The 22,611-nt window shown below is 65.7% G+C and carries 16 protein-coding genes; 9 read left to right on the top strand and 7 right to left on the bottom strand.

Annotation, left to right across the window (positions count from 1 at the left end):
* Positions 1-18: 18 nt before the first annotated feature.
* The 4 genes from A5634_RS16665 to A5634_RS16650 all read left to right on the top strand — a co-directional run bounded on the left by A5634_RS16665 (position 19) and on the right by A5634_RS16650 (position 9,334).
* Positions 19-4,284 carry a caspase family protein gene (locus A5634_RS16665; protein ID WP_065145138.1) on the top strand — a complete coding sequence of 1,422 codons (4,266 nt, stop codon included), beginning with the start codon at positions 19-21 and terminating at the stop codon, positions 4,282-4,284.
* Between the two features lie 370 nt (positions 4,285-4,654).
* Complete coding sequence (locus A5634_RS16660; RefSeq protein WP_065145137.1) at positions 4,655-5,302, top strand: FABP family protein; 648 nt, start codon at positions 4,655-4,657, stop codon at positions 5,300-5,302.
* 63 nt (positions 5,303-5,365) lie between these two features.
* A complete protein-coding gene (locus tag A5634_RS16655; RefSeq protein WP_065145136.1) occupies positions 5,366-7,735 on the top strand; it encodes a RyR domain-containing protein in 2,370 nt (789 codons plus the stop codon).
* 84 nt (positions 7,736-7,819) lie between these two features.
* Entirely contained in the window at positions 7,820-9,334 is a 1,515-nt protein-coding gene (locus A5634_RS16650) for a sensor domain-containing protein (RefSeq protein ID WP_172831720.1), read from the top strand.
* 238 nt (positions 9,335-9,572) lie between these two features.
* Here A5634_RS16650 and A5634_RS16645 read toward each other — a convergent pair whose 3' ends face one another.
* Positions 9,573-10,436, bottom strand: a complete 864-nt coding sequence (locus A5634_RS16645) for an aminodeoxychorismate lyase (RefSeq protein ID WP_081290492.1) — start codon at positions 10,434-10,436, stop codon at positions 9,573-9,575.
* 130 nt (positions 10,437-10,566) lie between these two features.
* On the opposite strand from A5634_RS16645, the gene ygfZ reads away from it, so the two are divergent.
* Positions 10,567-11,673 (top strand): CAF17-like 4Fe-4S cluster assembly/insertion protein YgfZ, encoded by a 1,107-nt coding sequence (ygfZ, locus tag A5634_RS16640; RefSeq protein WP_065145133.1) that lies wholly within the window; start codon positions 10,567-10,569, stop codon positions 11,671-11,673.
* 150 nt (positions 11,674-11,823) lie between these two features.
* Positions 11,824-11,997, top strand: coding sequence for a DUF3073 domain-containing protein (locus A5634_RS27475; protein WP_081290479.1), 174 nt, complete (start codon positions 11,824-11,826; stop codon positions 11,995-11,997).
* Positions 11,998-12,061: 64 nt separating this feature from the next.
* On the opposite strand, the gene purM is transcribed toward A5634_RS27475, so the two are convergent.
* The 3 genes from purM to A5634_RS27470 form a co-directional block, all read right to left on the bottom strand.
* Complete coding sequence (gene purM / locus A5634_RS16635) at positions 12,062-13,156, bottom strand: phosphoribosylformylglycinamidine cyclo-ligase (RefSeq protein ID WP_065145132.1); 1,095 nt, start codon at positions 13,154-13,156, stop codon at positions 12,062-12,064.
* Between the two features lie 70 nt (positions 13,157-13,226).
* Positions 13,227-14,762, bottom strand: coding sequence for an amidophosphoribosyltransferase (gene purF / locus A5634_RS16630; RefSeq protein WP_065145131.1), 1,536 nt, complete (start codon positions 14,760-14,762; stop codon positions 13,227-13,229).
* Positions 14,763-14,892: 130 nt separating this feature from the next.
* The gene (locus A5634_RS27470; protein WP_081290478.1) at positions 14,893-15,279 is read right to left on the bottom strand and encodes a sterol carrier family protein; all 387 of its coding nucleotides are present in this window, start codon (positions 15,277-15,279) and stop codon (positions 14,893-14,895) included.
* A gap of 19 nt (positions 15,280-15,298) precedes the next feature.
* Between A5634_RS27470 and A5634_RS16625 the strand changes: the two genes are divergently transcribed.
* A complete protein-coding gene (locus A5634_RS16625) occupies positions 15,299-16,513 on the top strand; it encodes an MCE family protein (RefSeq protein WP_065145130.1) in 1,215 nt (404 codons plus the stop codon).
* Between the two features lie 14 nt (positions 16,514-16,527).
* On the opposite strand, the gene purL is transcribed toward A5634_RS16625, so the two are convergent.
* From purL to A5634_RS16610, 3 genes are all read right to left on the bottom strand, one after another.
* Complete coding sequence (gene purL, locus A5634_RS16620; protein WP_065145129.1) at positions 16,528-18,792, bottom strand: phosphoribosylformylglycinamidine synthase subunit PurL; 2,265 nt, start codon at positions 18,790-18,792, stop codon at positions 16,528-16,530.
* A 298-nt stretch (positions 18,793-19,090) separates the two neighbouring features.
* On the bottom strand, positions 19,091-19,444 hold the full coding sequence (locus tag A5634_RS16615) for a VOC family protein (protein WP_065145128.1): 354 nt from the start codon (positions 19,442-19,444) through the stop codon (positions 19,091-19,093).
* Positions 19,445-19,454: 10 nt separating this feature from the next.
* A complete protein-coding gene (locus A5634_RS16610) occupies positions 19,455-20,714 on the bottom strand; it encodes a M18 family aminopeptidase (protein WP_065145127.1) in 1,260 nt (419 codons plus the stop codon).
* 42 nt (positions 20,715-20,756) lie between these two features.
* Between A5634_RS16610 and A5634_RS16605 the strand changes: the two genes are divergently transcribed.
* Entirely contained in the window at positions 20,757-21,782 is a 1,026-nt protein-coding gene (locus tag A5634_RS16605) for a Dyp-type peroxidase (RefSeq protein ID WP_172831724.1), read from the top strand.
* On the top strand, positions 21,779-22,585 hold the full coding sequence (locus tag A5634_RS16600) for a family 1 encapsulin nanocompartment shell protein (RefSeq protein ID WP_065145125.1): 807 nt from the start codon (positions 21,779-21,781) through the stop codon (positions 22,583-22,585). The genes A5634_RS16605 and A5634_RS16600 overlap by 4 nt, the downstream gene beginning before the upstream one ends.
* Positions 22,586-22,611 lie beyond the last annotated feature (26 nt).

Here is a 22,611-nt window from a genome sequence, read left to right as displayed (position 1 = left end):
CGAATTGCCAAGGGCGCCATGCGGTTCCTGCTGACGTGTGCCCTGTCGAAAATCACCCAGCATCCGGACATAAACCGGCCGGAGCTCGCCGAGGACGTCGCACGGATGGCCGCCCTGTTTTGCGGTGCGACGGACGAGAATCCCGAGGCATACCACCATGTCCGGATCACTGCGGCGGGACGAAGCCCTGCCGCCCAGACATTGCTGCACGGCCTGCGCAAGTTTGCCCGGGAACGGACGAAGCAGGATTACGTCGTCGTCTACCTGACCGGACACGGTTACATCCGTGTTGATGACCACGTACATGTGCTGCTGACCAACGACAGCGATACCAGCGACCTGCACATTCGCACCGTCAAGTTGTCCGACATTGTCGAGCTTCTTCTGGCCGGTACCGAAATACGCCGACTACTGCTGATCCTGGATACCTGCTACGCCGGTGAGGGCGGCGAAAGCGCCGTCGCGGACGCAATCCGGCGACTCGACGGCCCGAAGTACCGCGATGACACCGGTGTGGTCGTCATCGAGTCGGCGCGGCCCACCGAGCGGGCGCACCCGGGCCTATTCACCCAATGTCTGCAGCGCGCAATGGAATCGGAGGCCTTGGCCGGTTCGGCGGTGCCATGGCTGGATCTGCCGACGGTGATGGAAGCGATCAAAGCCGATCCGCTCCGAAAGCTCAGCCAGTCCCCCCGGTGGCATCTGTTGGCGTCACCGGGCCGGTTGCCCGACTTCCTGCCCAACCCGCGGTTCCGCGCAGCACTGGTCGACTCCGATCTGCTAGACCAAGACCGACTGCTTACAGCCGAACGTCGCGGCGATGCCGTGGTCCGCTTCAGTCCCGCTGCCCGCTGGTTCACCGGCCGCCACGCGGCTCTGGAAGCCATTTCCGGCTGGCTCCCCGACGGCAGCCAACCCCAGTGTCTGGTCGTCACCGGAAACGCAGGCTCCGGCAAGTCTGCGCTGCTGGCCGTGATCGCACTGCTCGACGATCCGCTGTGCGCCGCCAGTGTCCCGCAAGGCGGCCTGCCCGCGAAGATTCCCGTTGGCCGACAGCTTATTTCGTACGTGATCGACGTCGCCACGTTGACCACCGGCAAGGTTCTCGACCAGTTCTGTCAGCGCTTTGGATCCCGGTCGACAGCACTGTCGGATCTTCTCGCTGCCATTCGCGTGGGCGAGGCGGTCACCGTCCTGATCGACTCGCTCGACGAGGCTGCCGACCCGCCAGACTTGGTGCAGCGCGTGCTGCTGCCGCTGATTGCCGGTACGGGCGGCAGTATGCGGTTTCTACTCGGGACGCGCCCTGCCGTCCTCAGCGACATCCTGCGGCCCGCCATCACACCCGAAGCACGTGCCGAAGTTGACCTCGATGACGAGCGGTACGCCGATCCGGACAGCATTCGCAGCCACGTCTTTCGAATTCTGCGCAGCGACGACGCGATGGACTCCAGCTACAAACCGTCTGGGGTGTACCGCACGGCGCCGGCCAGTCAGGTCCAAGGTGTCGCGGCGGCAATCGCCGATGCCGCCGGCACGTCGTTTCTCATCGCGCGGATCATCGCGACCACCGAGTCGACCCGCACGTACGTGGCCGATCCCAATGACGAAACGTGGCGGGCAACATTGCCCAGGCGCGCGGCCGATGCGATGCAGCGTGACCTGGAGGTTCGACTCGGCCCAGACGCCGCACTGGCTCGCCGGCTGCTGCTTCCCCTGGCCTATGCACAAGCATCGGGCCTTCCGTGGGAGGACATTTGGCCGCAACTTGCTCAGCGCCTGACCCCCGGCGAGCCCGTGACAATCGAAGAAATGATCTGGATGAGACGCGCGGCCGGCTCCTACGTCGTTGAAGGCGACAACGGCGGGCGGTCCGTTTACCGGCTCTATCACCGGTCTCTGGCCGATTACCTGCTTGAGCAGCGCGATACGCGTGCGGACCACCGCACGATCGCCAAAACGCTGCTGGCCGCGGTGCCGTACACATTCGGAGCCGGCCGCGACTGGACGTCGGTGCACCCCTACCTCACCGACCATCTCCCCACCCATGCCGCGCGAGGTGGCGTGCTCGATGACCTGCTAACCGATCCCGGGTTCCTTCAGGTCGCCAATGTCATCTCGCTGCTCGACGTCGCCTCTTCGGCAAAATCCGACGAGGCCAAGTTGGCGGCCAGGGCCTACGAGCGAGCCGCGATCCGCCAACCGAACGAACCCGAAGCGCTGCACATCGCTGCCCTACAGGTCGGGGCCGAACCCCTGGCGCAGCTACTACGCCAGTCACACACTGCTCAGCGTCGCCGGTGGTGCCCGAAATGGGGATTTTGGGCGCAAGGCCGGGATGCGGGCCGCAGCGTTGGCGAACCCGGCGAACCCGCGCGCTGGGTCCTCGCCGTACCCAGCGTCGATGAGCCCGCGGTGGTCGTCGTGGGGGTCCATCGCGTCGAGTACTGGACACTTCATCCGCCGGGGTGCCAGGCGGTCAAGGTTTTCGACGAGGCCGTCAGCTGTGCGGGGATGTGTTCGTGGGACGGTCGACCGGCCGTAGCGGTGGGCCGCCACACCGGGCAGGTGGACTTTTATGCCCTGCCCGACCTCCACCCGGTTACGGGGTGGCCGGCGCATCAGGGTTGCGTACAGGCCATTGCCGGCGCTGACGACCAGCCCTGGCTCATCACCGGCGACGACCACGGCACCATCAGGGTGTGGTCGGTTCCGGGTTTAGTCCAGCTCTGCGAGAAGGTCAACGCGCACAACAACATTCGCCGCATGCAGATCCTCACGCTAGACCGCGGGCCCATCCTCATCAGCTGCGGGGACGCGTTGCCGCTGTCCGGTCACCGGGATGATCTGCCGACTGTGGCGGCATGGGAACTGCCGTCGCTGAAGGCGCTTGCCTCCCACCGACGTGACGACAACAACCGTTTCATCGTCGGCGTTGACGCCGTGATCAGTGGTGAGATTGTCCGGATCCTGGCCCACTACACCGGCCGCACCGACGTTTTGACTCTGCAGCACACCGATGCCGCCGCCATCACCGTCGAAGATGAAATAGCCGACATAGCAACCGCTCGTGGTTACATCTCGCTGCGCGACGGCGCTGGAATCCTTTGCCGCAACTACGATCTGCTGCCGATTCAGTTCGCGCATGAATCGGGAGAACGCATTGTCGTCGACCCAGCGGTCGAGATGGACCCGCAATGGTGGTGCGGGCCGTTCCTGATCAACGGTGAAGAGTTCCTCGCCGGTTGTGACCGCACGCTGCGACTGTGGCGCACATCCCGAATCGTGACAACGCCTTCGGATGCCGACGGTGCGCAACTACCCGGACGCGCAACGGTATTCGGAGCCGTCTGCCACGGTCCAGGTGCGCTCTACGCGGGATCGGAAAGCGGTGACGTGACAACGTTTCATGCCGAGTCCGGACAACTCCTGAACCGACGAGCAATCCAAGACAGCGCCGTAATGGATTTGGGCACCGTAATCCTCCCGTCAGGCCGAATGGTCGTGGTGCAGGTCAGCGCCGGCGGGCTAGTCGCCGCGACCGATCCCACGACAGGCAACGACATGTGGTCGCGACAGCTAACCCCCTTCACCACGTGGGCGCTGGCCACCGCGCAATTCGACGGTGGCCCGGTAATCATCGTCCCGACGCACGTTTCCGGCCCCGGCGCATCCGGCAAGTGGTGGGGGTGCGTCCTGCTGGACGCCCGGACCGGAGCGGCACTGCAGGTCAAAAGACAGGGCGGCCTACGCGACTTGCAATTGCAGACCTTCCAGGACAAGGCCCTCACCTGTGTGGCATCGACGGACATCCGGGAATCGACGGTCGTCGCGGCCGGCGGGCAAGCCAAGCGCGTATCCCTGTGGTCGCTGAGCGACCTACCCGGGTCCATCGAACTGCCATCGACCACCGACAGCGCGGTAGCTGCGGTTACCTTCGGGGCTGGTGTCCTTCTCGGCGGCAACCTTGACGGGACGCTGGACTGCTGGGACACCTCAGGATGGGATCCCAGCACGTTGGACTACTGGGTTTCAAGTAAGCGGCGTCCCGCGTGGACGGTCAAACACGCCCACCCGCTGCTGACCTGTCTCACCACGACGGTCGCCGAGGGTCGACCAATGGTCGTCACCGCCGGACGCGATCGCGCCATCCGCACCTGGGAAATCGACGGCACGTCAATCGGTGCGATCAACATCGACGAGGAGATTTTGTCGCTGGACATCACCGTGGATGGCCGATGCGCGGTGGGAACCTACCGCGGCGTCCTCGAACTGTCCTTGTGACGAAAGGATCCCCGGCTCCGGCTCAATGGTCGCGACCCGCTGCGCCCGGCTGCCGCTCCAATGGTCGCGACCCGCTGCGCCCGGCTCCGCCGCGCTTGCGGTCGCTTCCACCCCAATGGTCGCGACCCGCTGCGCCCGGCTCCGCCGCGCTTGCGGTCGCTCCGCCGCGCTTGCGGTCGCTCCGCGCGCTTGCGGTCGCTCCAACCCAATGGTCGCGACCCCCTGCGCCCGGCTCCGCCGGGCTTGCGGTCGCTCGGGGGAATAGACTCATCGTCGTGGTGCTGTTCTTCGAGATCATGCTGGTCCTGGCGACCGTGGTCATCTCTTGGTTTGCGCTGTATGCGCTGTATCGGCTGATCACCGACGAGTCGTGACCGCCACCGAGGGCGACGACGGCTCCGGCGACGGACTGTCCCAGGCGGCGGAACGTTCGAAACTGACTGCAAGCCGCAACATTCCGGCGTTCGACGACTTGCCGGTTCCGGCCGATACCGCGAACCTGCGCGAAGGTGCGAACCTGAACGACGCACTGTTGGCGCTGCTGCCGCTGGTGGGCGTGTGGCGTGGCGAAGGCGAAGGCCGCGGAGCCGATGGCGACTACCGCTTCGGCCAGCAGATCGTCGTCTCCCACGACGGCGGTGACTACCTGAACTGGGAAGCCCGATCCTGGCGGCTCGACGACGCGGGCGAATATGACCAGCCGGGGCTGCGGGAGACCGGCTTCTGGCGGTTCGTCACCGATCCCGACGATCCGAGCGAATCCCAGGCGATCGAGCTGCTGTTGGCGCACTCGGCCGGTTACGTCGAACTGTTCTACGGACGGCCGCGCAACCAGTCGTCGTGGGAGCTGGTGACCGATGCGCTGGCCCGCAGCCGGTCCGGTGTGCTGGTCGGGGGTGCCAAGCGGCTCTACGGCATTGTCGAGGGCGGTGATCTCGCCTACGTCGAAGAGCGGGTGGACGCCGACGGCGGCCTGGTCCCGCACCTGTCGGCGCGACTGTCGCGCTTCGTCGGCTGAGCCCCGCCGCCGCGACGCAACCGGTACTGTTCGCTTCCTAACAGCGGAAGGGAGGTCGGCCGGATGCGTCGGAAGTGGACGCCCCCGCCGCCGGTGCGTTGGGCCCTGTCGATCCTGGCCGTTGTGCTGATCGGCTATCTGGCCGCGGTGGCCTTCCATCCCCCCATCCTCGATCTGCTGCCGGAGGGGCTGACCTGGTTCGGCCGGCCTGGATCGATGGCCACGACCGCGATCGTCGTTGGCGTGTTGGTCGCGGTTTCGGTGACGACGTTCCGGTCCAAAAGCAGCCATCGCCTGGTGGGCGTTTCGTTCACCGTGATCGCTCTGCTCATCACGATGAGCGCCATTCTGGGCCTCAGCGCCTATTGGAACTGCCACGACGAAAACCATCCGGCGGTCTTCACCCCGCTGATGCTGACCGCGCAGTTGATCAAGGGCAGCAGCGGCGACTACTCGCTGGGCGGCCGCGTCTGCCCGAGCCCGACCCCGGTTGGCCTGGAATTGGCCCGAATGGCCGCTGTCTCAGCGATTTTCACCGGGTTCGGCGGTGTGGTGTTCGGCGTATTCCGGTCTCAGGTCGACCGATTGCGCGCCAACTTCGCTGATTCGGTCACGGCCATCGTGGGGGTCGACGCCGACACCGAGTCGCTGGTCAGTGCGGTAGCTCGGACGCTGGACCGGCGCAGCACGCTGGTCGTCATCACCAGCGCCGGGGACGAACGCGTGCAACGGGTCCGTCGCCTCGGTGCGCGGGTGGTGCTGGTGGACTTCAATACGCCGGCCACGCTGGTCTCGCTGCGGCTGTGGCGCCACCTCAGCCGGCTCTATCTGATGGCGCCTGACCCGGCGATCAACCTGTCGTGGCTGGACCTGATCAGTCGTCGGCTCGCCGAGGTCGCCGACAAGCGGCGGCTTCCGCTAATCGTGCGGATCGACGACCCGTGGCTGGCCGAAGCGTGGCGTGCCCAACAGTTCGGCGGGTCTGACACCCGCTGGGCCGCCGATGTGGTGGGCAAGTATGAGGTGACCGCCAGCCGGCTCCTCGACGGCATCATTGCAACCGGTCGAACCAAACGGGTATTCGTCTGCGGCACTTCGCAATTGACGCTGGCCCTGTGTGCGGACCTGACCCGGCGGGCATTGGAACGCGACTTCTACACACCGCCCGACGCGGTGCCACTGCCGGCACTGACTCTGGTCGAGAAAGACGCCGAGGAATACCTCGAAGATCACGAGTTCTACCGGCAGCAAGCAGGATTCGTCTCGGCCGGGCCGGAGATCGACGGCGTGTCGGAGACACCGACGATACCCACCATGCTGCGTCTGGTCGGCGAAACCGACCCGAGCACCAGCGCGGTGATCCTGGTGGACACCCACACCTCGACCACCGGCACCAGGCTTGCCGCCCGTTTCCCCGACATGCCGGTCTTCACTTCGGATCTCAACACGAGCATCGCCGACGACTCGATCCAGGTGGTCGGGCTGCTGCAGTCCTACTCGCTGGTGCTGGACAGCCGCGAAGGCCAGGTGCAAGACGCCTGGGAAAGAGCGGCGCGACTCATTCACGAGCGGTATGTCGCAACCATCGATCCCAGTTGGCCCAAGGGACCCGCCTCGGTGCCATGGGCCCAACTCGACGAGTTCTACCGCGGATCCAACCGGCGCCAGGTGCGCAACGCGCTGTGGATGGTCGAACAGATCGCCGGGCATACCTGGAACACCTGGGGCAGCCCGCCCGCGCAGTTGTCCGGGCAGGACATGGCCGACGCTCCGCCATTCGAACAGCTCGCGCTGATGGGCTTTGACCACGACGCGGCGCTGGCCATGGCGCGGGCGGAGCACGAGGACTGGTGCCGTTACTACCGTCGCAACGGCTGGAAATACGGCAAACCCCGCGATGACGCGCGCAAGGTCCACGACAAATTGGTCGACTGGTCGGTGGTCGAGGGCAATCAAGACCTACTCAACGCCGCGGTACGCAGTCTGGCGGCCACGTTGTGGAGTCTGCGCCAACTGGGCTATCGGTCACGCCCGCTGTGGCGAACCTTCACTCGGGTCGGCACGGTGGCCGCCGCGCAACGCGACGCACCGTGGACGTGGAAGTCAGACTCCGGTCACACCATGCAAGCCGACGCCGGCGATTGGGAAGTTCGCTCGGACGGCAAGTCCTGGTCGGTGCGCGACGACATCTTCCACGCCACCTACGAGGCAGCCGGGGACGGGCTGTGGCGCCGCAAGGGATATGTGCAGGCCCGTCCGGCCCAACCGGGCGAGACGATCAACACCCTGGAAGGCCCGACGACTGCCGCAGAAGGTGACTGGGTGGTGCGCGGCTCCGAAGGGGAGCAGTGGCCGGTGCCAGGGCACGAGTTCGCCGAGCGTTATGCCGAACTTCACCCGGTGGCGGAGGCCGCTGTTCGGCACGGAGATTGACCGGTCGGCGGGTTTGCCGTCGCGATTGCTGCGGCTAATACCATGCGCTACCGTCGCATTGCGGATTTGCCGTATCAGCTTCCCATGCCCTCAATTGAGGAGATCGCTTTGGCCATATTTATCAGCTACTCGAGCCAAGACAGGACGTCGCTCGAAGCGCTGACGACCGCCCTGAAGCGCGCTCAACAGAAGGTGTGGTTCGACCAGGAGCTCGGTGGTGGCGACGCGTGGTGGAACGCGATCCTGGAGCAGATCCGCTCCAGCGACGTGTTCATCGTCGCGCTATCCAACAATTGGCTGCAGTCCAAGCCAAGCCAAGCCGAATTGCGTTACGCGCAGGCGCTGAATCGTCCGATTTTGCCGGTCCAGGTCGGTCCGGTGGACAGCGTGCGGGTCAATCCCGTGTCCACGCTGCAGATCATCGACTACCAGAACCCGACCGTTGACGCGGGCATCCAGTTGGTCACCGCCATTCACGCGTTGGCCACCAAGGACGCACCGCTGCCTTCTCCGCTGCCCGAGGAGCCACCGCTGCCATTCGGCTACATCATGCGGTTGGGCAACACGCTGTCAGAAAAGGAACTCACCCCCGCGCAACAACTGCAGCTGCTGGTCGAGTTGCGCTCCGGACTCGACGAGGACGGCAGCGATCCCAGCGCCCGCAGCGACATTGCCCAGCTGCTGCGCATGCTGCGGATGCGACACGACGTCACCTATCGGACCCGGACCGAGATCGACAACGTGCTGGCCGAGATCGAGGCCAAGGACGGTCCGCCGGGAGGGGCACCGGCCGCCAAGACGCCCTCGGCCCCCGTGGCCAGCGCACCCCCGCCCGCTTCGGTGTCGACGCAATCCCGCCCATCGACGGGGCACGCGACGCCCAGCGCCGGCGGGCAGTCCAACAAGAAGCTGCTCATCCTCGGTGGTGCCGCGCTGGCCGCAGTCGTCGCGATCGTGCTGATCGTGGTGTTTGCCACCGGCGGGGGCACCAAAAAACCGACGGCCAAGCCCAGCGCCGGCGCGACCGCTGCGGCCTCACCCGCGGCCGCTCCTACCGAATCGTTGCTGCTGAGCGCCTCAGATATCGGCAACGTCTTGGGCGACCCGAACATGGAAGCCGGGGCACACAGCGACGGGCTGCGCGCCCCGCAAGGCACGCTGTCGGATCCGGAGTGCCTGTCGGCCTTCGAGCCGTTCCAGGAGTCGGTGTATCGGCCACACGAACCCACCGCAACGCACAACCAGGTGGTGCACTCGGCCGGTGACACGCACCGCGTCGTCGAGGCCACCGCGAGGTTCCCCTCAGCCGAAAAGGCTCATGCCTTCGTCGAGGCATCGGCCCAAAACTGGCGGGGGTGCGCGGCCAAAACGGTCAAGTTCACCAGTGCGGGCAAGGGCACGGACTGGACATTCGGAGACGTGACCGGCGGAGAGGGCAAGATCTCCCAGGTGCGCACCGAGAACAACGGCAGCGCGCGGAGCTGCCAACACGCGCTGAGTGCGGTCGGGGACCTGGTTATCGAGATCCAAGCGTGCGGCAACGACATCACCGACGGCGGCACCCGGCTGGCCGAACAGATAGCGGCCAAGGCGAAGTAATCCCTGGAGATGGAGCGGCCCCCGAGCCATGCTCCGGTTGGACAGACCGGAAGCTCGGGGGCCGGGTGGCTGCGGGAAATTCGCCAGCGCGCGTTGATCGCTGACTCTTCCGAGCCAATGCAGCTAGCGCGCAGCCACCTCACATGTCCATGAAGCTATCAATTTCGCGGACCACCTCCTTCCTTGTGTAAGGCCGACGCTACCGCGACTTCAACCCGGCGACAACACAATTAAGCGCTCAGCGATCACAGACGATGGCGGCGTCGACCAATTCGGCGAACGTGTCGGCGAAGGGGGCACGCGGCAGGTGCCGACCGTCCAGGGTGTGGACGCGAGCGGCCAACGTCATGCTGGATATAAGCCAAATGCCTTGTGCGGCAGCTAGATCCGCCACTCGCAGCGCGCGGTAGTCGCAGTCGTATCCCCTGGCCCGGGCGATTTCGAAGAGTGCCTGCTGCGTGGTGCCCCGCAAGATGGGATACCAGGGCGGCGGCGTGAGCAAGCACGGTTTGTCGCCCTGGCCGTCGGTGGCTATCACGACAGTCGAGCGCGGACCTTCCAGCACATACCCGTCCGTGCTGACGAAGATCACGTCCCCGGCCCCCTGACCGGCGGCGTGGCGCAGGGCCGCCATGTTGACCGCGTAGGAGAGCGTCTTGGCGCCGGCCAACAGCCATGGCATGGCGTCGATCCCCTTGGCGGGTAATCCCCGGTCCAAGGTGATCGCCGAGATGCCGTCGCGGCGAACGGCCTGCACCCGATCGGGGACGGGGTTGACCATGACGTACGCGGTTGGGGGTGAGCCGCCTTCGCGGCCGCGGCTGTAGATCAGCCGCATCGCGGCCTCGTCGTCAGCGCCCGTCAACCACTGTCGGGTCGCGATGTCGATCGCCCGCCGCCAGCTGGTCAGGTCCGGGACCGGCAGGTCCAGGAATTTTGCGGACTGGGTGAGCCGCTGCAGGTGTGACTCGATCAGACATGCCCTGCCGTCTCGTACCAGCAGCGTCTCGAATACTCCGTCGCCACGCACCGCAGCCAGGTCGTCGGCGTGCAGTAGGGGCTTGCCCGTTTCGACGATCTCGCCGTCCAACGTGACGACCACACCCATCTCAGTCACGCCTGAGCAGCCTAGTGGCGATTGTCTCGCGCCGAACGTGAAGCTGGTCGCACGCTCGGCGCCGAACGTGAAGCTGGTCGCACGCTCGGCGCGCAAGGCTCCGTAGAGTTGACGTGTGAATCCAGTCCCTGCTCCCGAGTCCGGACCCGACGCCGGAGCGATCTGGCACTACGGCGATCCGCTGGGCGAACAGCGCGCGGGCGAAACCGAGGCCATCGTGGTCGACCGCTCACACCGCGCGGTGCTCACTTTGACCGGCGCCGACCGTCAGTCCTGGCTGCACAACCTTTCCACCCAATACGTCATCGAGCTGCCCGACGGCGCCAGCACGCAGAATCTCAGTCTCGACGGCCAGGGGCGTGTCGAGGACCACTGGTTGCAGACCGAACTGGGCGGCACCACTTATCTGGATACCGAACCGTGGCGCGGTGAGCCGCTGCTGGCCTATCTACGCAAGATGGTTTTCTGGTCGGACGTCGCACCGGGCACAGCCGATTTGGCGGTGCTGTCGCTCCTCGGGCCCCGGCTGGCCGACCGGGCGGTCCTCGACGCGCTTGGAGTGGACGAACTCCCCGCGGACTGGACGGCCGTCTCGTTGTCCGGGGGCGCATTCGTCCGTCGCCTGCCCAGCACCGCGAACGGTTCGGTCGAGTTGGACCTGCTGGTCCCCCGTGCCGAGTCCGCTTCCTGGCAACAGCGCCTGACCGGCGCCGGCGTACGCCCGGCCGGGGTCTGGGCCTTTGAAGCCCATCGAGTAGTCCACCGGGTGGCCGCCCTGCGTCCGAGGCTGGGTGTCGACACCGACGAACGCACCATCCCCCACGAGGTCCGGTGGATCGGTGGTCCGGGCGAGGGCGCGGTGCACCTGAATAAGGGCTGCTATCGCGGCCAAGAAACCGTCGCTCGGGTGCACAACCTGGGTAAGCCACCGCGAATGCTGGTGCTGTTGCACCTTGACGGCTCGGCTGACCGGCCAGCCACTGGCGACGCGGTTCTCGCCGCTGGTCGTAGCGTGGGACGGCTCGGGACGGTAGTCGAGCACGTCGACCTCGGACCGGTGGCGTTGGCCTTGCTGAAACGAGGCATACCCGCCGACACCGAGTTGGTGACGGGCGCCGACGGCACGGTCGCAGCGGTGATCGACGCCGACTCGTTGCCGGCCGCAGATGAGGTGGGTGCCGGGCGCCTGGCAGTGGACCGGTTGCGCAGCGGCAGCCGATGAGCGACTGTGACATCCGCCATTGGCCACCTGGCAGGGCGCGCCTACCTTCGGCGGCTCGGCACGGTAAGCTGTCGCCAGGACAATAACGACACTAAGAGATCGGAGCCGCCTAACTTAGGCCGCTCCGTTATTTCGCGAGGGGGTTCCCCCATGGGCCGCGGCCGGGCTAAGGCAAAGCAGACCAAGGTTGCTCGAGAACTGAAGTACAGCTCCCCGCAGACGGACTTCACTCGGCTTCAGCGCGAGCTGTCCGGGACGAGTACCGATGAATCGGACCAGGGGGATGGCGATTCATGGGACAACGACGACGACTGGCGCCGTTAGATCCGACAGCCCAAACGTGCCGGTGCGCTTCGCACCGGCACGCGGTCTGAGTAGGTCTGATTCTTTAGAATCGCGGGTGCTGCCCGACGAGCTTGGCCCGCGGGCCGTCCTTCCCGCCCTTGCAAACGGTGCCTAGCACCCAGCAGTCCAGGTGCCGTGCGTAGAGCATCGCCTGGGCCCGGTCGGTGTCCTCCGGAGCGACGATGGCGATCATGCCAACGCCCATGTTGAAGGTCTTCTCCATCTCGGCTCGGCTAACCCGGCCGCGCTGCGCGATCATGCCGAACACCGGGGCGGGGGTCCAGGTGCCCCGGTCGACTTCGGCGACCAAGCCCTGCGGGATGACGCGAGCCAGGTTTCCGGCCAGCCCTCCCCCGGTCACGTGGCAGAACGTCCGGACGTGGGTCTCAGCAGTCAACGCCAGACAGTCCTTGGCGTAGATGCGGGTGGGCTCGAGAAGTTCCTCGCCCAGGGTGCGGCCGAACTCCTCGACATAGCCGGCCAGGTTCATTCGGTCGATCTCGAGCAGGACGGTGCGGGCCAGCGAGTACCCGTTGGAATGCAGACCGGAGGACCCCATGCCGATAATCACGTCGCCGGGTTTGACACGGTCCGGACCCAATACGTCGTCGGCCTCGACCACGCCGATCCCGGTAGCCGAGATGTCGTAGTCGTCCGGTTCCATCAGCCCGGGATGTTCGGCCGTCTCGCCGCCCAACAGTGCACAGCCGGCGAGTACACAGCCCTCAGCGATGCCGCTGACGATCGCTGCGACCCGCTCCGGGACGGTGCGGCCGACCGCGATGTAGTCCTGCAGGAACAACGGTTCGGCGCCACACACCACGAGGTCGTCGACCACCATCGCGACCAGGTCAAGACCGACGGTGTCGTGCTTGTCCATTGCCTGCGCGACAGCCAGTTTGGTGCCCACGCCGTCGGTGGAGGCGGCAAGCACCGGTTCGCGGTAGTCACCACGTAGCGCGAACAGCCCGGCGAAGCCACCTAGACCACCGCGCACCTCGGGTCGGGTGGCCTTGGTCGCCAGCGGCTTGAACAGGTCGACAGCGCGGTCACCGGCTTCTATGTCCACTCCGGCCGATGCGTAGGTGATGCCCTGGTTGCCCAACCCTCGTTTGGAACTCTGTTCGGGATCCGTCATCGCGATAAAGGCTACCGGTCGACACGCGCCGCGGGGTATTGGTTATGCGCGTCGCCGGGAACGGATTCCGTCAGCGCCCTACCGGAACTTCGGGAACATCCTGACCGGCAAGCTCGCTGAGCCCGGCACCGCGGGCCGCGTTGGCCAACATGTGCTCGACAACGTTCTTGCCCAGCGCGCTCTCACTCGGCAGCTCGATGGGGTACGTGCCGTCGAAGCAGGCGGTGCACAACCGCGATGCGGGCTGCTCGGTGGCGGCGATCAGACCGCGCAACGAGATGTAGCCGAGCGTGTCGGCGTTGATCGCGTGCCGGACCGCCTCGAGCATTTCCCCTTCGTCCTCGACGGCGTTGGCGATCAGCTCGGCCGGCGACGGGAAATCGATGCCGTAGAAACAGGGCCACTTCACTGGCGGCGAGGCGATGCGCACGTGCACCTCGACCGCGCCCGCCTCGCGCAGCATGCGCACCAGCGCGCGTTGAGTGTTGCCGCGCACGATTGAGTCGTCGACGACGATGAGCCGCTTGCCGCGGATCACCTCTTTGAGCGGGTTCAGCTTGAGCCGGATGCCCAGCTGGCGGATCGTTTGCGACGGTTGGATGAAGGTGCGCCCGACGTAGGCGTTCTTCATCAGGCCCTGCCCGTACGGGATTCCGGATTCTTGGGCGTATCCCACCGCTGCCGGGGTTCCGGACTCCGGCACGCCGATCACCAGGTCGGCGTCGACCGCGCATTCGCGAGCCAGCTGGCGGCCGATATCCAGCCGTGCGCCGTGTATCGACCGGCCGCCGATAGTGCTGTCCGGCCGGGCGAGGTAGACGTACTCGAAAATGCAGCCCTTTGGGGTGGGGTTGGCGAAGCGGGTGGAGCGCACTCCGTCGGCGTCGATTGCCAACAATTCGCCCGGTTCGATGTCGCGGACGAACGAGGCGCCGACGATGTCGAGCGCGGCGGTTTCCGACGCCACTACCCAGCCGCGGTCCAGGCGTCCCAGCGAGAGAGGTCGCACTCCGTGTGGGTCGCGGCATGCATACAGGGTGTTCTCGTCCATGAAGGTCAGGCAGAACGCTCCGCGCACGGTCGGTAGCAGTTCCAGCGCCGCCTGCTCCAGACTGGAATCGGCCGCGCCGTGAGCAAGTAGCGCTCCGAGGATGTCGGAGTCCGTGGTGGCCGGGGCGGGTGCGCGTTTGGCGATCAATCCCGCGTCGCGGGCCCGCGCGGCGAGTTCAGCGGCGTTGACCAGATTCCCGTTGTGCCCCAACGCAACCCCGGTGCCTGCGGCGGTATTACGGAACACCGGCTGGGCGTTTTCCCAGGTGGTGTCGCCAGTCGTGGAGTACCGGCAGTGCCCGATAGCGACGTGGCCCTCCATGGCGGCCAACGTCTGCTCGTCGAACACCTGACTAACCAAGCCGAGGTCTTTGAAGACAAGTACCTGCGAACCGTCGGCGACGGCGATCCCGGCGGCCTCCTGGCCGCGGTGTTGGAGTGCGTAGAGGCCGTAGTAAGTGAGTTTGGCCACATCTTCACCCGGGGCCCAGACCCCGAATACGCCACACTCTTCACGAGGGGAACTGAAGTCCTGATCGGGCTGCTCAGCGGTCACGGTTTGGCGGCTCCCTAGGGGGCGGTTAGTGACGTTGGAAGTCTACGGGTTTGCCGTCGTGTGCGCCGAATTCGCTGGGCGTGTTCTTAAGGTTCATTTCCGGCGTGTCGCAATAAATGTGCAGGTCAAGTCACAGATGCACCACCGGTAACAAGTGTCGAATATCACTGGCGCGGGCACCAGAGAGCGTAAGCGAGCCGGCAGCTTGCGCGTCCTCGAATCCCGTCAGCCCCGTAGCCACCATTAACCACGTCCGAGGATCTGTCTCCACCACGTTGGGCGGCGTGCCGCGGGTGTGCCGGGGCCCCGCGACACATTGCACGGCAACGAAAGGCGGAATTCGGAGTTCGACGCTGGCACCGGGCGCCAGGGCCGCAAGGGTGCGCGCCGTGAGCCGCACCGCCGACGCGAGGGTGTCCCGATCGGGCTCGGGGCTAGACGCATCCCGTAGCCAATGCTCCAAAGACAACACGGCCTGCCGTGTCTTTGCCGGATTGGGCGTTTGCCGGGCGGTCATACTTTAGGGTCTCAGAATCATGGAGCGTCGTCGTTCGGGCGCGCGGCCACCATATCGGACCATCGGCCTGGTAGCGCTGATGGTGCTGACGCTTGTCCTCGGAGCCCTGTACTGGCAGTTCCGCGGAAACTTCACCGCGAAAACCAAATTGACGATGGTTGCTCCACGGGCGGGCCTGGTGATGAATCCGGGTGCCAAAGTCACCTACAACGGCGTGCAGATCGGCCGGGTGTCAGCCATCTCGGAGATGCCCGACAGCGACGTCCCGGCGGCACAATTCGTGCTGGACATCAACCCGAAGTACATTCCCCAGATCCCGGCCAACGTCGCTGCCGAGATCAAGGCCACCACCGTCTTCGGTAACAAGTACGTAGCGCTCGGCTCCCCGAAAGATCCAGCGCCACAACACATCACCCCGGACATAGTGATCAGTGCGACACACGTGACCACCGAGTTCAACTCGTTGTTTGAGACCCTGACGGCGATTTCGGAAAAGGTCGATCCCGTCAAGCTGAACCTCACGCTGAGCGCGGCCGCTGCAGCACTGACCGGCCTGGGCGACAAGTTCGGGGTCTCCCTGACCAACGGTAACGCGATCCTGGACGACCTCAATCCGCAACTGCCCCAAGCCCGCATCGACCTCCAGCGGCTTGCGACCCTCGGCGATGTCTACGCTGCCGCCGCACCAGACCTTCTGGAGGCGCTCAACCAGGCGACGAGGACGGCACACTCCGTCAACCAGCAGCGCAGCGAGTTGGACGCGGCATTGCTGGCGGCAGCGGGATTCGGCGACACCACGACCCCGGTTTTCGAACGCAGCGGACCATATCTCGCCCGCGGCGCCGCGGATCTGGCTCCCACCGCTGAACTGCTCGACGAGTACAGCCCGGAAATTTTCTGCACGCTCCGTAACTACGACCAGGTCGCGCCGAAGATCTTCAACGCACTCGGCTACAACGGTTACGCGCTGGGGGCCAATTCCTCGGGCGCCATCGCGGGAGCCCCGGCCCCGTACTTCTACCCGGACAATCTGCCCCGGGTCAATGCCAGGGGCGGCCCGGGCGGGAAACCGGGGTGCTGGCAGCCGATCACTCGAAACCTGTGGCCGGCACCGCTACTGGTGATGGATGCCGGCGCCAGCCTGGCACCGTACAACCACTTCGAACTGGGTACACCGCTGATGCTCGACTACGTGTGGGGGCGTCAGATCGGGGACTACACCATCAACCCGTAGGCTTCGTCCGCCGTTCAGGCGAAGAAACGGGGCAGCACCGCCTCGGAGGTCTCGCGCAATTCTGCCAACGACACGGTGAATAGGCCTTGAACCTCGATCGCCTCTGACTCCTGGTCAACGACACCGATGCGGACGGCGGGCAGTCCACGCGCCTCGCACATGGACCGGAACCGGCTCTCCTCGGTGCGCGGCACCGCAACCAGCACGCGGCCGGCCGACTCGGAGAACAACCACACGAAGGGATCGGTTTCCTCGGGAAGTACGATGCGGCAACCGGTTTCGCCCGCAATGGCCGACTCGACCAGGGCCTGCGCTAATCCGCCTTCGGACAGGTCGTGCGCCGCGCTGATCAGTCCGTCGCGCGAGCCTGCGGTCAACACCTCGGCCAATAGTTGCTCGCGGGCCAGGTCGACCGTGGGGGGCAAACCACCCAGATGGTCGCCTGTCACCTGCGCCCAGATGGAACCGTCGAATTCGTCGCGTGTGTCGCCGAGCAGCAGCAGGCTCTCGCCGGGTTCGGTGCCAAGCGCCGTCGGGATGCGGCGTCGAACGTCGTCGATGACGCCGAGCACGCCGACCACCGGAGTCGGGAGTATCGCCGACGACCCGGTTTGGTTATAGAAACTGACATTGCCGCCGGTGACCGGAATGCCGAGCGCCGCACAACCATCCGCGAGTCCACGTACGGCCTGGGAGAACTGCCACATTACGCCGGGGTCCTCGGGCGAGCCGAAGTTGAGGCAGTTGGTCACCGCCACCGGGGTGGCACCGGTGACCGCCACGTTGCGGTACGCCTCCGCCAAGGCCAGCTGCGCACCGGTGTAGGGGTCCAATTGCGTGTAACGTCCCGACGCGTCGGTCGACAACGCGATACCGCGGCCGGTCGTCTCGTCGATGCGCAGCACGCCGCCGTCGGCGTATTCGGCCAGCACCGTGTTGCCGCGCACGTACCGGTCGTACTGCTCGGTGATGAACGCACGGCTGCACAGATGTGGACTGCCAAGCAGCGCAAGCAAAGTCGCGCGCAGCTCGGGTCCGGTGGCCGGGCGCGGCAGCTGCGCCGACGTGTCGGCGTTGAGGTCGTCCTGTGTGTCGGGGCGGGCGACCGGGCGCTGATAAATCGGGCCCTCGTGGGCCACCGTGCGGGGCGGAACGTCGACTACCGTTTCACCGCGCCAAGTGATGCGCAGTCGGTCACCGTCGGTGACCTCACCGATCACGGTGGCCAGTACTTCCCACTTACGGCAAACCGCGAGAAACGCGTCCACGTTCGCCGGAGCGACCACTGCGCACATCCGCTCCTGCGACTCGCTGCACAAGATCTCGGCCGGGGTCATATGTTTGGCACGCAGCGGCACTGCGTCTAAGTCGACCGCCATGCCGCCATCACCGGCGGACGCTAATTCCGATGTCGCACAGGATAATCCGGCACCGCCGAGGTCCTGGATGCCGATCACGAGTCCGGCTGCGTATAGCTCCAGGCAGCACTCGATGAGCACCTTTTCCATGAAGGGGTCGCCGACCTGAACCGACGGCAGCTTCTTGCGACTGTTTTCGGCGTCGAACGTGTCCGAGGCCAGCACCGACACCCCGCCTATGCCGTCCAAGCCGGTGCGCGCTCCGAACAGGATGATCTTGTTCCCGGTGCCGGAGGCAAAGGCCAGATGCAAATCCTCTTGCCGTAATACCCCGACGCACAATGCGTTTACCAATGGGTTGCCGGCGTAGCTGGCGTCGAAGATTGTCTCGCCGCCGATATTGGGCAATCCCAGCGAGTTGCCGTAGCCACCGATACCGCGAACCACACCGTCGACTACGCGGCGAGTATCGGGGGCGTCCGCAGCACCGAACCGGAGTTGGTCCATCACCGCGATGGGCCGCGCGCCCATGGCCATGATGTCGCGGACGATGCCGCCTACGCCGGTGGCCGCGCCCTGGTAGGGCTCCACGTACGACGGGTGGTTGTGCGATTCCACTTTGAAGGTCACCGCCCAGCCGTCGCCGATGTCGACGACGCCGGCATTCTCGCCGATGCCGGCCAGCATGCCGGTGCGCATCTCCTCGGTGGTGGTCTCACCGAAGTAGCGCAGGTGGACCTTGGAGGACTTGTAGGAGCAGTGTTCGCTCCACATCACCGAGTACATCGCCAACTCGGTGTCGGTGGGACGACGGCCGAGGATTTCGCGGATCCGCTGGTACTCGTCGTCCTTGAGACCCAGTTCGTGAAACGGTTGGGGCTGGTCGGGAGTGGTTGCGGCGTGCTCGACGGTGTCAGTCACGTGGCTCGTCACGCAGACAGTCTAGGTTCCTGTCGACATCGGGGTGTGGCCCTGGCTGGGCTGGGGCTGGGGGCTCTGGCTGGGGCTGGGGAGAGTGCACTCACTTTGCCCGCCTCTGCGCGACAAATGTTCCCGCCCGCGCAGCCCGCCAGACTGGAGTCGCTCGGAGCCGGGCAAACAGACACATGCCTCCGGACGCCGGCCGAAGCCACACCGCGGAAGGTCCCCCCGGCGGGCCGGCCGATCATGCGCCCGGCCGGCGCCTACCCAAAGAGCCCGTCGACGAGCGCGCGGAGGCTCACGAGTCCTGGCCTACCACGCAGAACGCGTTGCCGTCCGGATCGGTCAGCACTACCCACCGGAAGTTGTCACCAATACTGTGGCGCTCCACTTCGGTCGCGCCGGCGTCTTTCAGCCGGGACACTTCGGCGTCAACGTCTGCGGCAACGTAATCGAGATGCACGCGGTTCTTCCCAGGAGTGGGATCGGGCACCTTCTGAAATCCCAACCGCGGTCCCTCGGCTGTGGCCACGGCGATGAATTCACCGGGCATGAGTTCGTGTGTCGTGCCACCGAATTGCGCGGCCCACCAACCCGACAACGTCGCAGGATCGGTGCAGTCGAAAGTGACCATCTCCAACTTGAGTGCCATACCGACGACCCTATGCCTCGGGTGCCAGAAACGCTTCCAGTGCGGCCGCGTACGAGCAGACGTCGTGCGCGCCCATCAACTCCCGCGCCGAGTGCATGGCCAGTTGCGCGGCGCCGACGTCCACGGTCGGAATCCCGGTACGCGCCGAGGCCATCGGACCAATCGTCGATCCGCACGGCAGGTCTGCTCGATGTTCGTAGCGCTGCAACGGCACCCCGGCCTGCCGGCATGCCAACGCGAACGCGGCGGCGGTCCGACCGTCGGTGGCGTAGCGCAGATTCGGATGCACCTTGAGCACCGGTCCCCCGTTGATCGCGATCGGGTGACTCGGCTCGTGCCGCTCCGGGTAGTTGGGATGGGTGGCGTGGGCCATGTCGGCCGACGCCAGTAATGAGTCCGGCAGCACTCGCAGGAAGTCTTCGCGGTTCCCGCCACCGGCCAGCACAATTCGTTCCAGCACCGTGCCCAGCAGGTTGGACTGCGCTCCATGGTCCGAGGTCGAGCCGACCTCCTCATGGTCGAAAAGCGCCAGCACCGGCACGAACTCGGCGGGCGCACATGCGAGTAGGGCCTCCAACCCGGCGTAACAACTGGCCAGATTGTCCAATCGGGGCGCGCTCAGCAGACTGGCGTCGGCACCGATGACCGCTGACGGGGTCAGGTCGTGGGTCATCAGATCGGCGGACAGCACGTCAGCCTCGGCCACCCCGGCGCGCTCGGCGACGTATCCGACAAACGACTCGACCGCCGCACCGACACCCCAGACCGCATTGACGTGTCGCTGCGGATCCAGCGCCACGGCCTTGCGGTCCTCGGCGAGGTGAATAGCCAGTTGCGGCACCCGCAGAATCGGCTCGTCGATCCGGACGAGGCAGTGGCTGATGCCGCTAGCGTCTCGCACCGACAAACGTCCGCTGATGCCCAGATCGCGGTCCAGCCAGGAGTTCAGCCAGGCGCCGCCATACGGTTCCAGGGCCACCACCTGCCAACCGGCCACCAACCGATCCGGGTGCTGTTTGACGCGCAGATTCGGACTGTCGGTGTGCGCGCCGACGATCCGAAACGGGGCCAGGCCGTCGCGGCTGACCCAGGCGACCAGCGACCCGGCGCGAACGGTGAAGTAGCGGCCAGGCACCTCCGGCCAGCGGTCGCCCTCGCTCAGGTTGACGTATCCGGCCTCGAGCAGACGCTCGGCGACCGTCGCGCAGGCGTGAAACGGCGAGGGTGACGCGTCGATGAATTCACCCAGGCCAAGCGCGGTGGCGACCATACAGGCATGTTTAGCATCACGGCATTGACGGGGACTAGGGTCTTGCCTGTGCCCGCTGTTCAGCCACAGCCCATCCTGGCGCCCCTGACGCCCGCCGCAATTTTTCTGGTTATGACCATCGACAGCGGCGGCGAAGAGACAGTTCACGATGCTCTCACCGAGATATCCGGCCTGGTCCGGGCGATCGGCTTCCGTGATCCGACCAAACGGCTTTCGGTGATCGCCTCGATTGGATCCGACGCCTGGGACCGATTGTTCTCCGGCCCGCGTCCCGCCGAGTTGCATCCGTTCATTGCGTTGGACGGTCCGCGCCACACGGCGCCGGCAACCCCGGGTGACCTGCTGTTCCACATTCGCGCCGAGACCATGGATGTGTGCTTCGAACTCGCCGGTCGCATCCTTAAGGCGATGGCGGGTGCGGTGACGGTGGTCGACGAGGTGCACGGATTCCGCTTCTTCGACAACCGCGACCTCCTCGGTTTCGTCGACGGCACCGAGAACCCGGACGGCCCGCTCGCTGTCAGTGCCACCTCGATCGGAGACGAGGACCCAGACTTCGCCGGTTCGTGCTATGTGCACGTGCAGAAGTACGTCCACGACATGACGTCGTGGGATGCGATTTCGGTCACCGAACAAGAACGGGTGATCGGGCGAACCAAATTGGAAGACATTGAACTCGGTGACGACGTCAAGCCGGCCAACTCCCATGTCGCCCTCAACGTCATCACCGACGAGGACGGCACCGAATTGAAGATCATTCGGCACAACATGCCGTTCGGGGAGGTCGGCAAGGGCGAGTACGGTACCTACTTCATCGGCTACTCGCGCACGCCAGAGGTCACAGATCGGTTGCTGCGCAACATGTTTCTTGGTGATCCACCCGGCAACACCGACCGGATCCTGGACTTCTCCACCGCCGTCACGGGCACGCTCTTCTTCTCCCCCACCGTCGACTTCCTCGACGATCCGCCGCCGCTGCCGCAACCTCCGGCAGCCGCCGCAGCCGTAACCAAGCCCTCCCATGACGGTTCACTCTCGATCGGCAGCCTGAAAGGAACTTCCCGATGAACAATCTGTACCGCGAACTGGCACCGGTCACCGAATCCGCCTGGGCGGAAATCGAACTGGAGGCGGCGCGTACGTTTAAGCGGCACATCGCCGGTCGCCGCGTGGTCGACGTCAGCAAACCCGGAGGCCCAACCACCGCCGCGGTCAGCACCGGTAGGTTGATCGACCTGGAGTCGCCCACCGACGGCGTCATCGCGCACCTTCGCGACAGTAGGCCACTGGTCCGGCTGCGAGTCCCGTTTACCTTGTCCCGCAATGAGATCGACCACGTAGAACGCGGCTCGAACGATTCGGACTGGGAACCGGTCAAGGTTGCCGCCAAAAAGCTGGCGTTCGTGGAGGACCGCGGAATCTTCGAAGGCTACGCCCCAGCGTCGATCCAGGGCATCCGCGGCGCCAGCTCCAATCCACCCCTGACATTGCCGGAAGATCCGCGCGATATCACCGACGTGATCACCCAGGCCCTGAGCGAGTTGCGGCTCGCAGGCGTCGACGGCCCCTACTCGGTGCTGCTTTCGGCAGACGCCTACACAAAGGTGAGTGAGACCACCGCGCACGGCTATCCGATTCTCGAGCACCTGAACCGGCTGGTGGACGGCGACATCATCTGGGCCCCCGCAATCGACGGCGCTTTCGTGGTGACCACCCGAGGCGGTGACTTCGATCTGCAATTGGGGACCGATGTTTCGATCGGCTACCTCAGCCATGACGCGGACACCGTGCAGCTCTATCTGCAGGAGACCCTGACGTTCCTGTGCTACACCGCCGAGGCGTCGGTCGCGTTGAGCAGCCCGCAAAGCTAGCCGAGGCGGGAGGCGAAATTCGCCGC

This window comes from Mycobacterium asiaticum, assembly GCF_001673365.1.
Lineage (GTDB): Bacteria > Actinomycetota > Actinomycetes > Mycobacteriales > Mycobacteriaceae > Mycobacterium > Mycobacterium asiaticum_A.
This window is presented reverse-complemented; position numbering and strand designations above follow the sequence as displayed.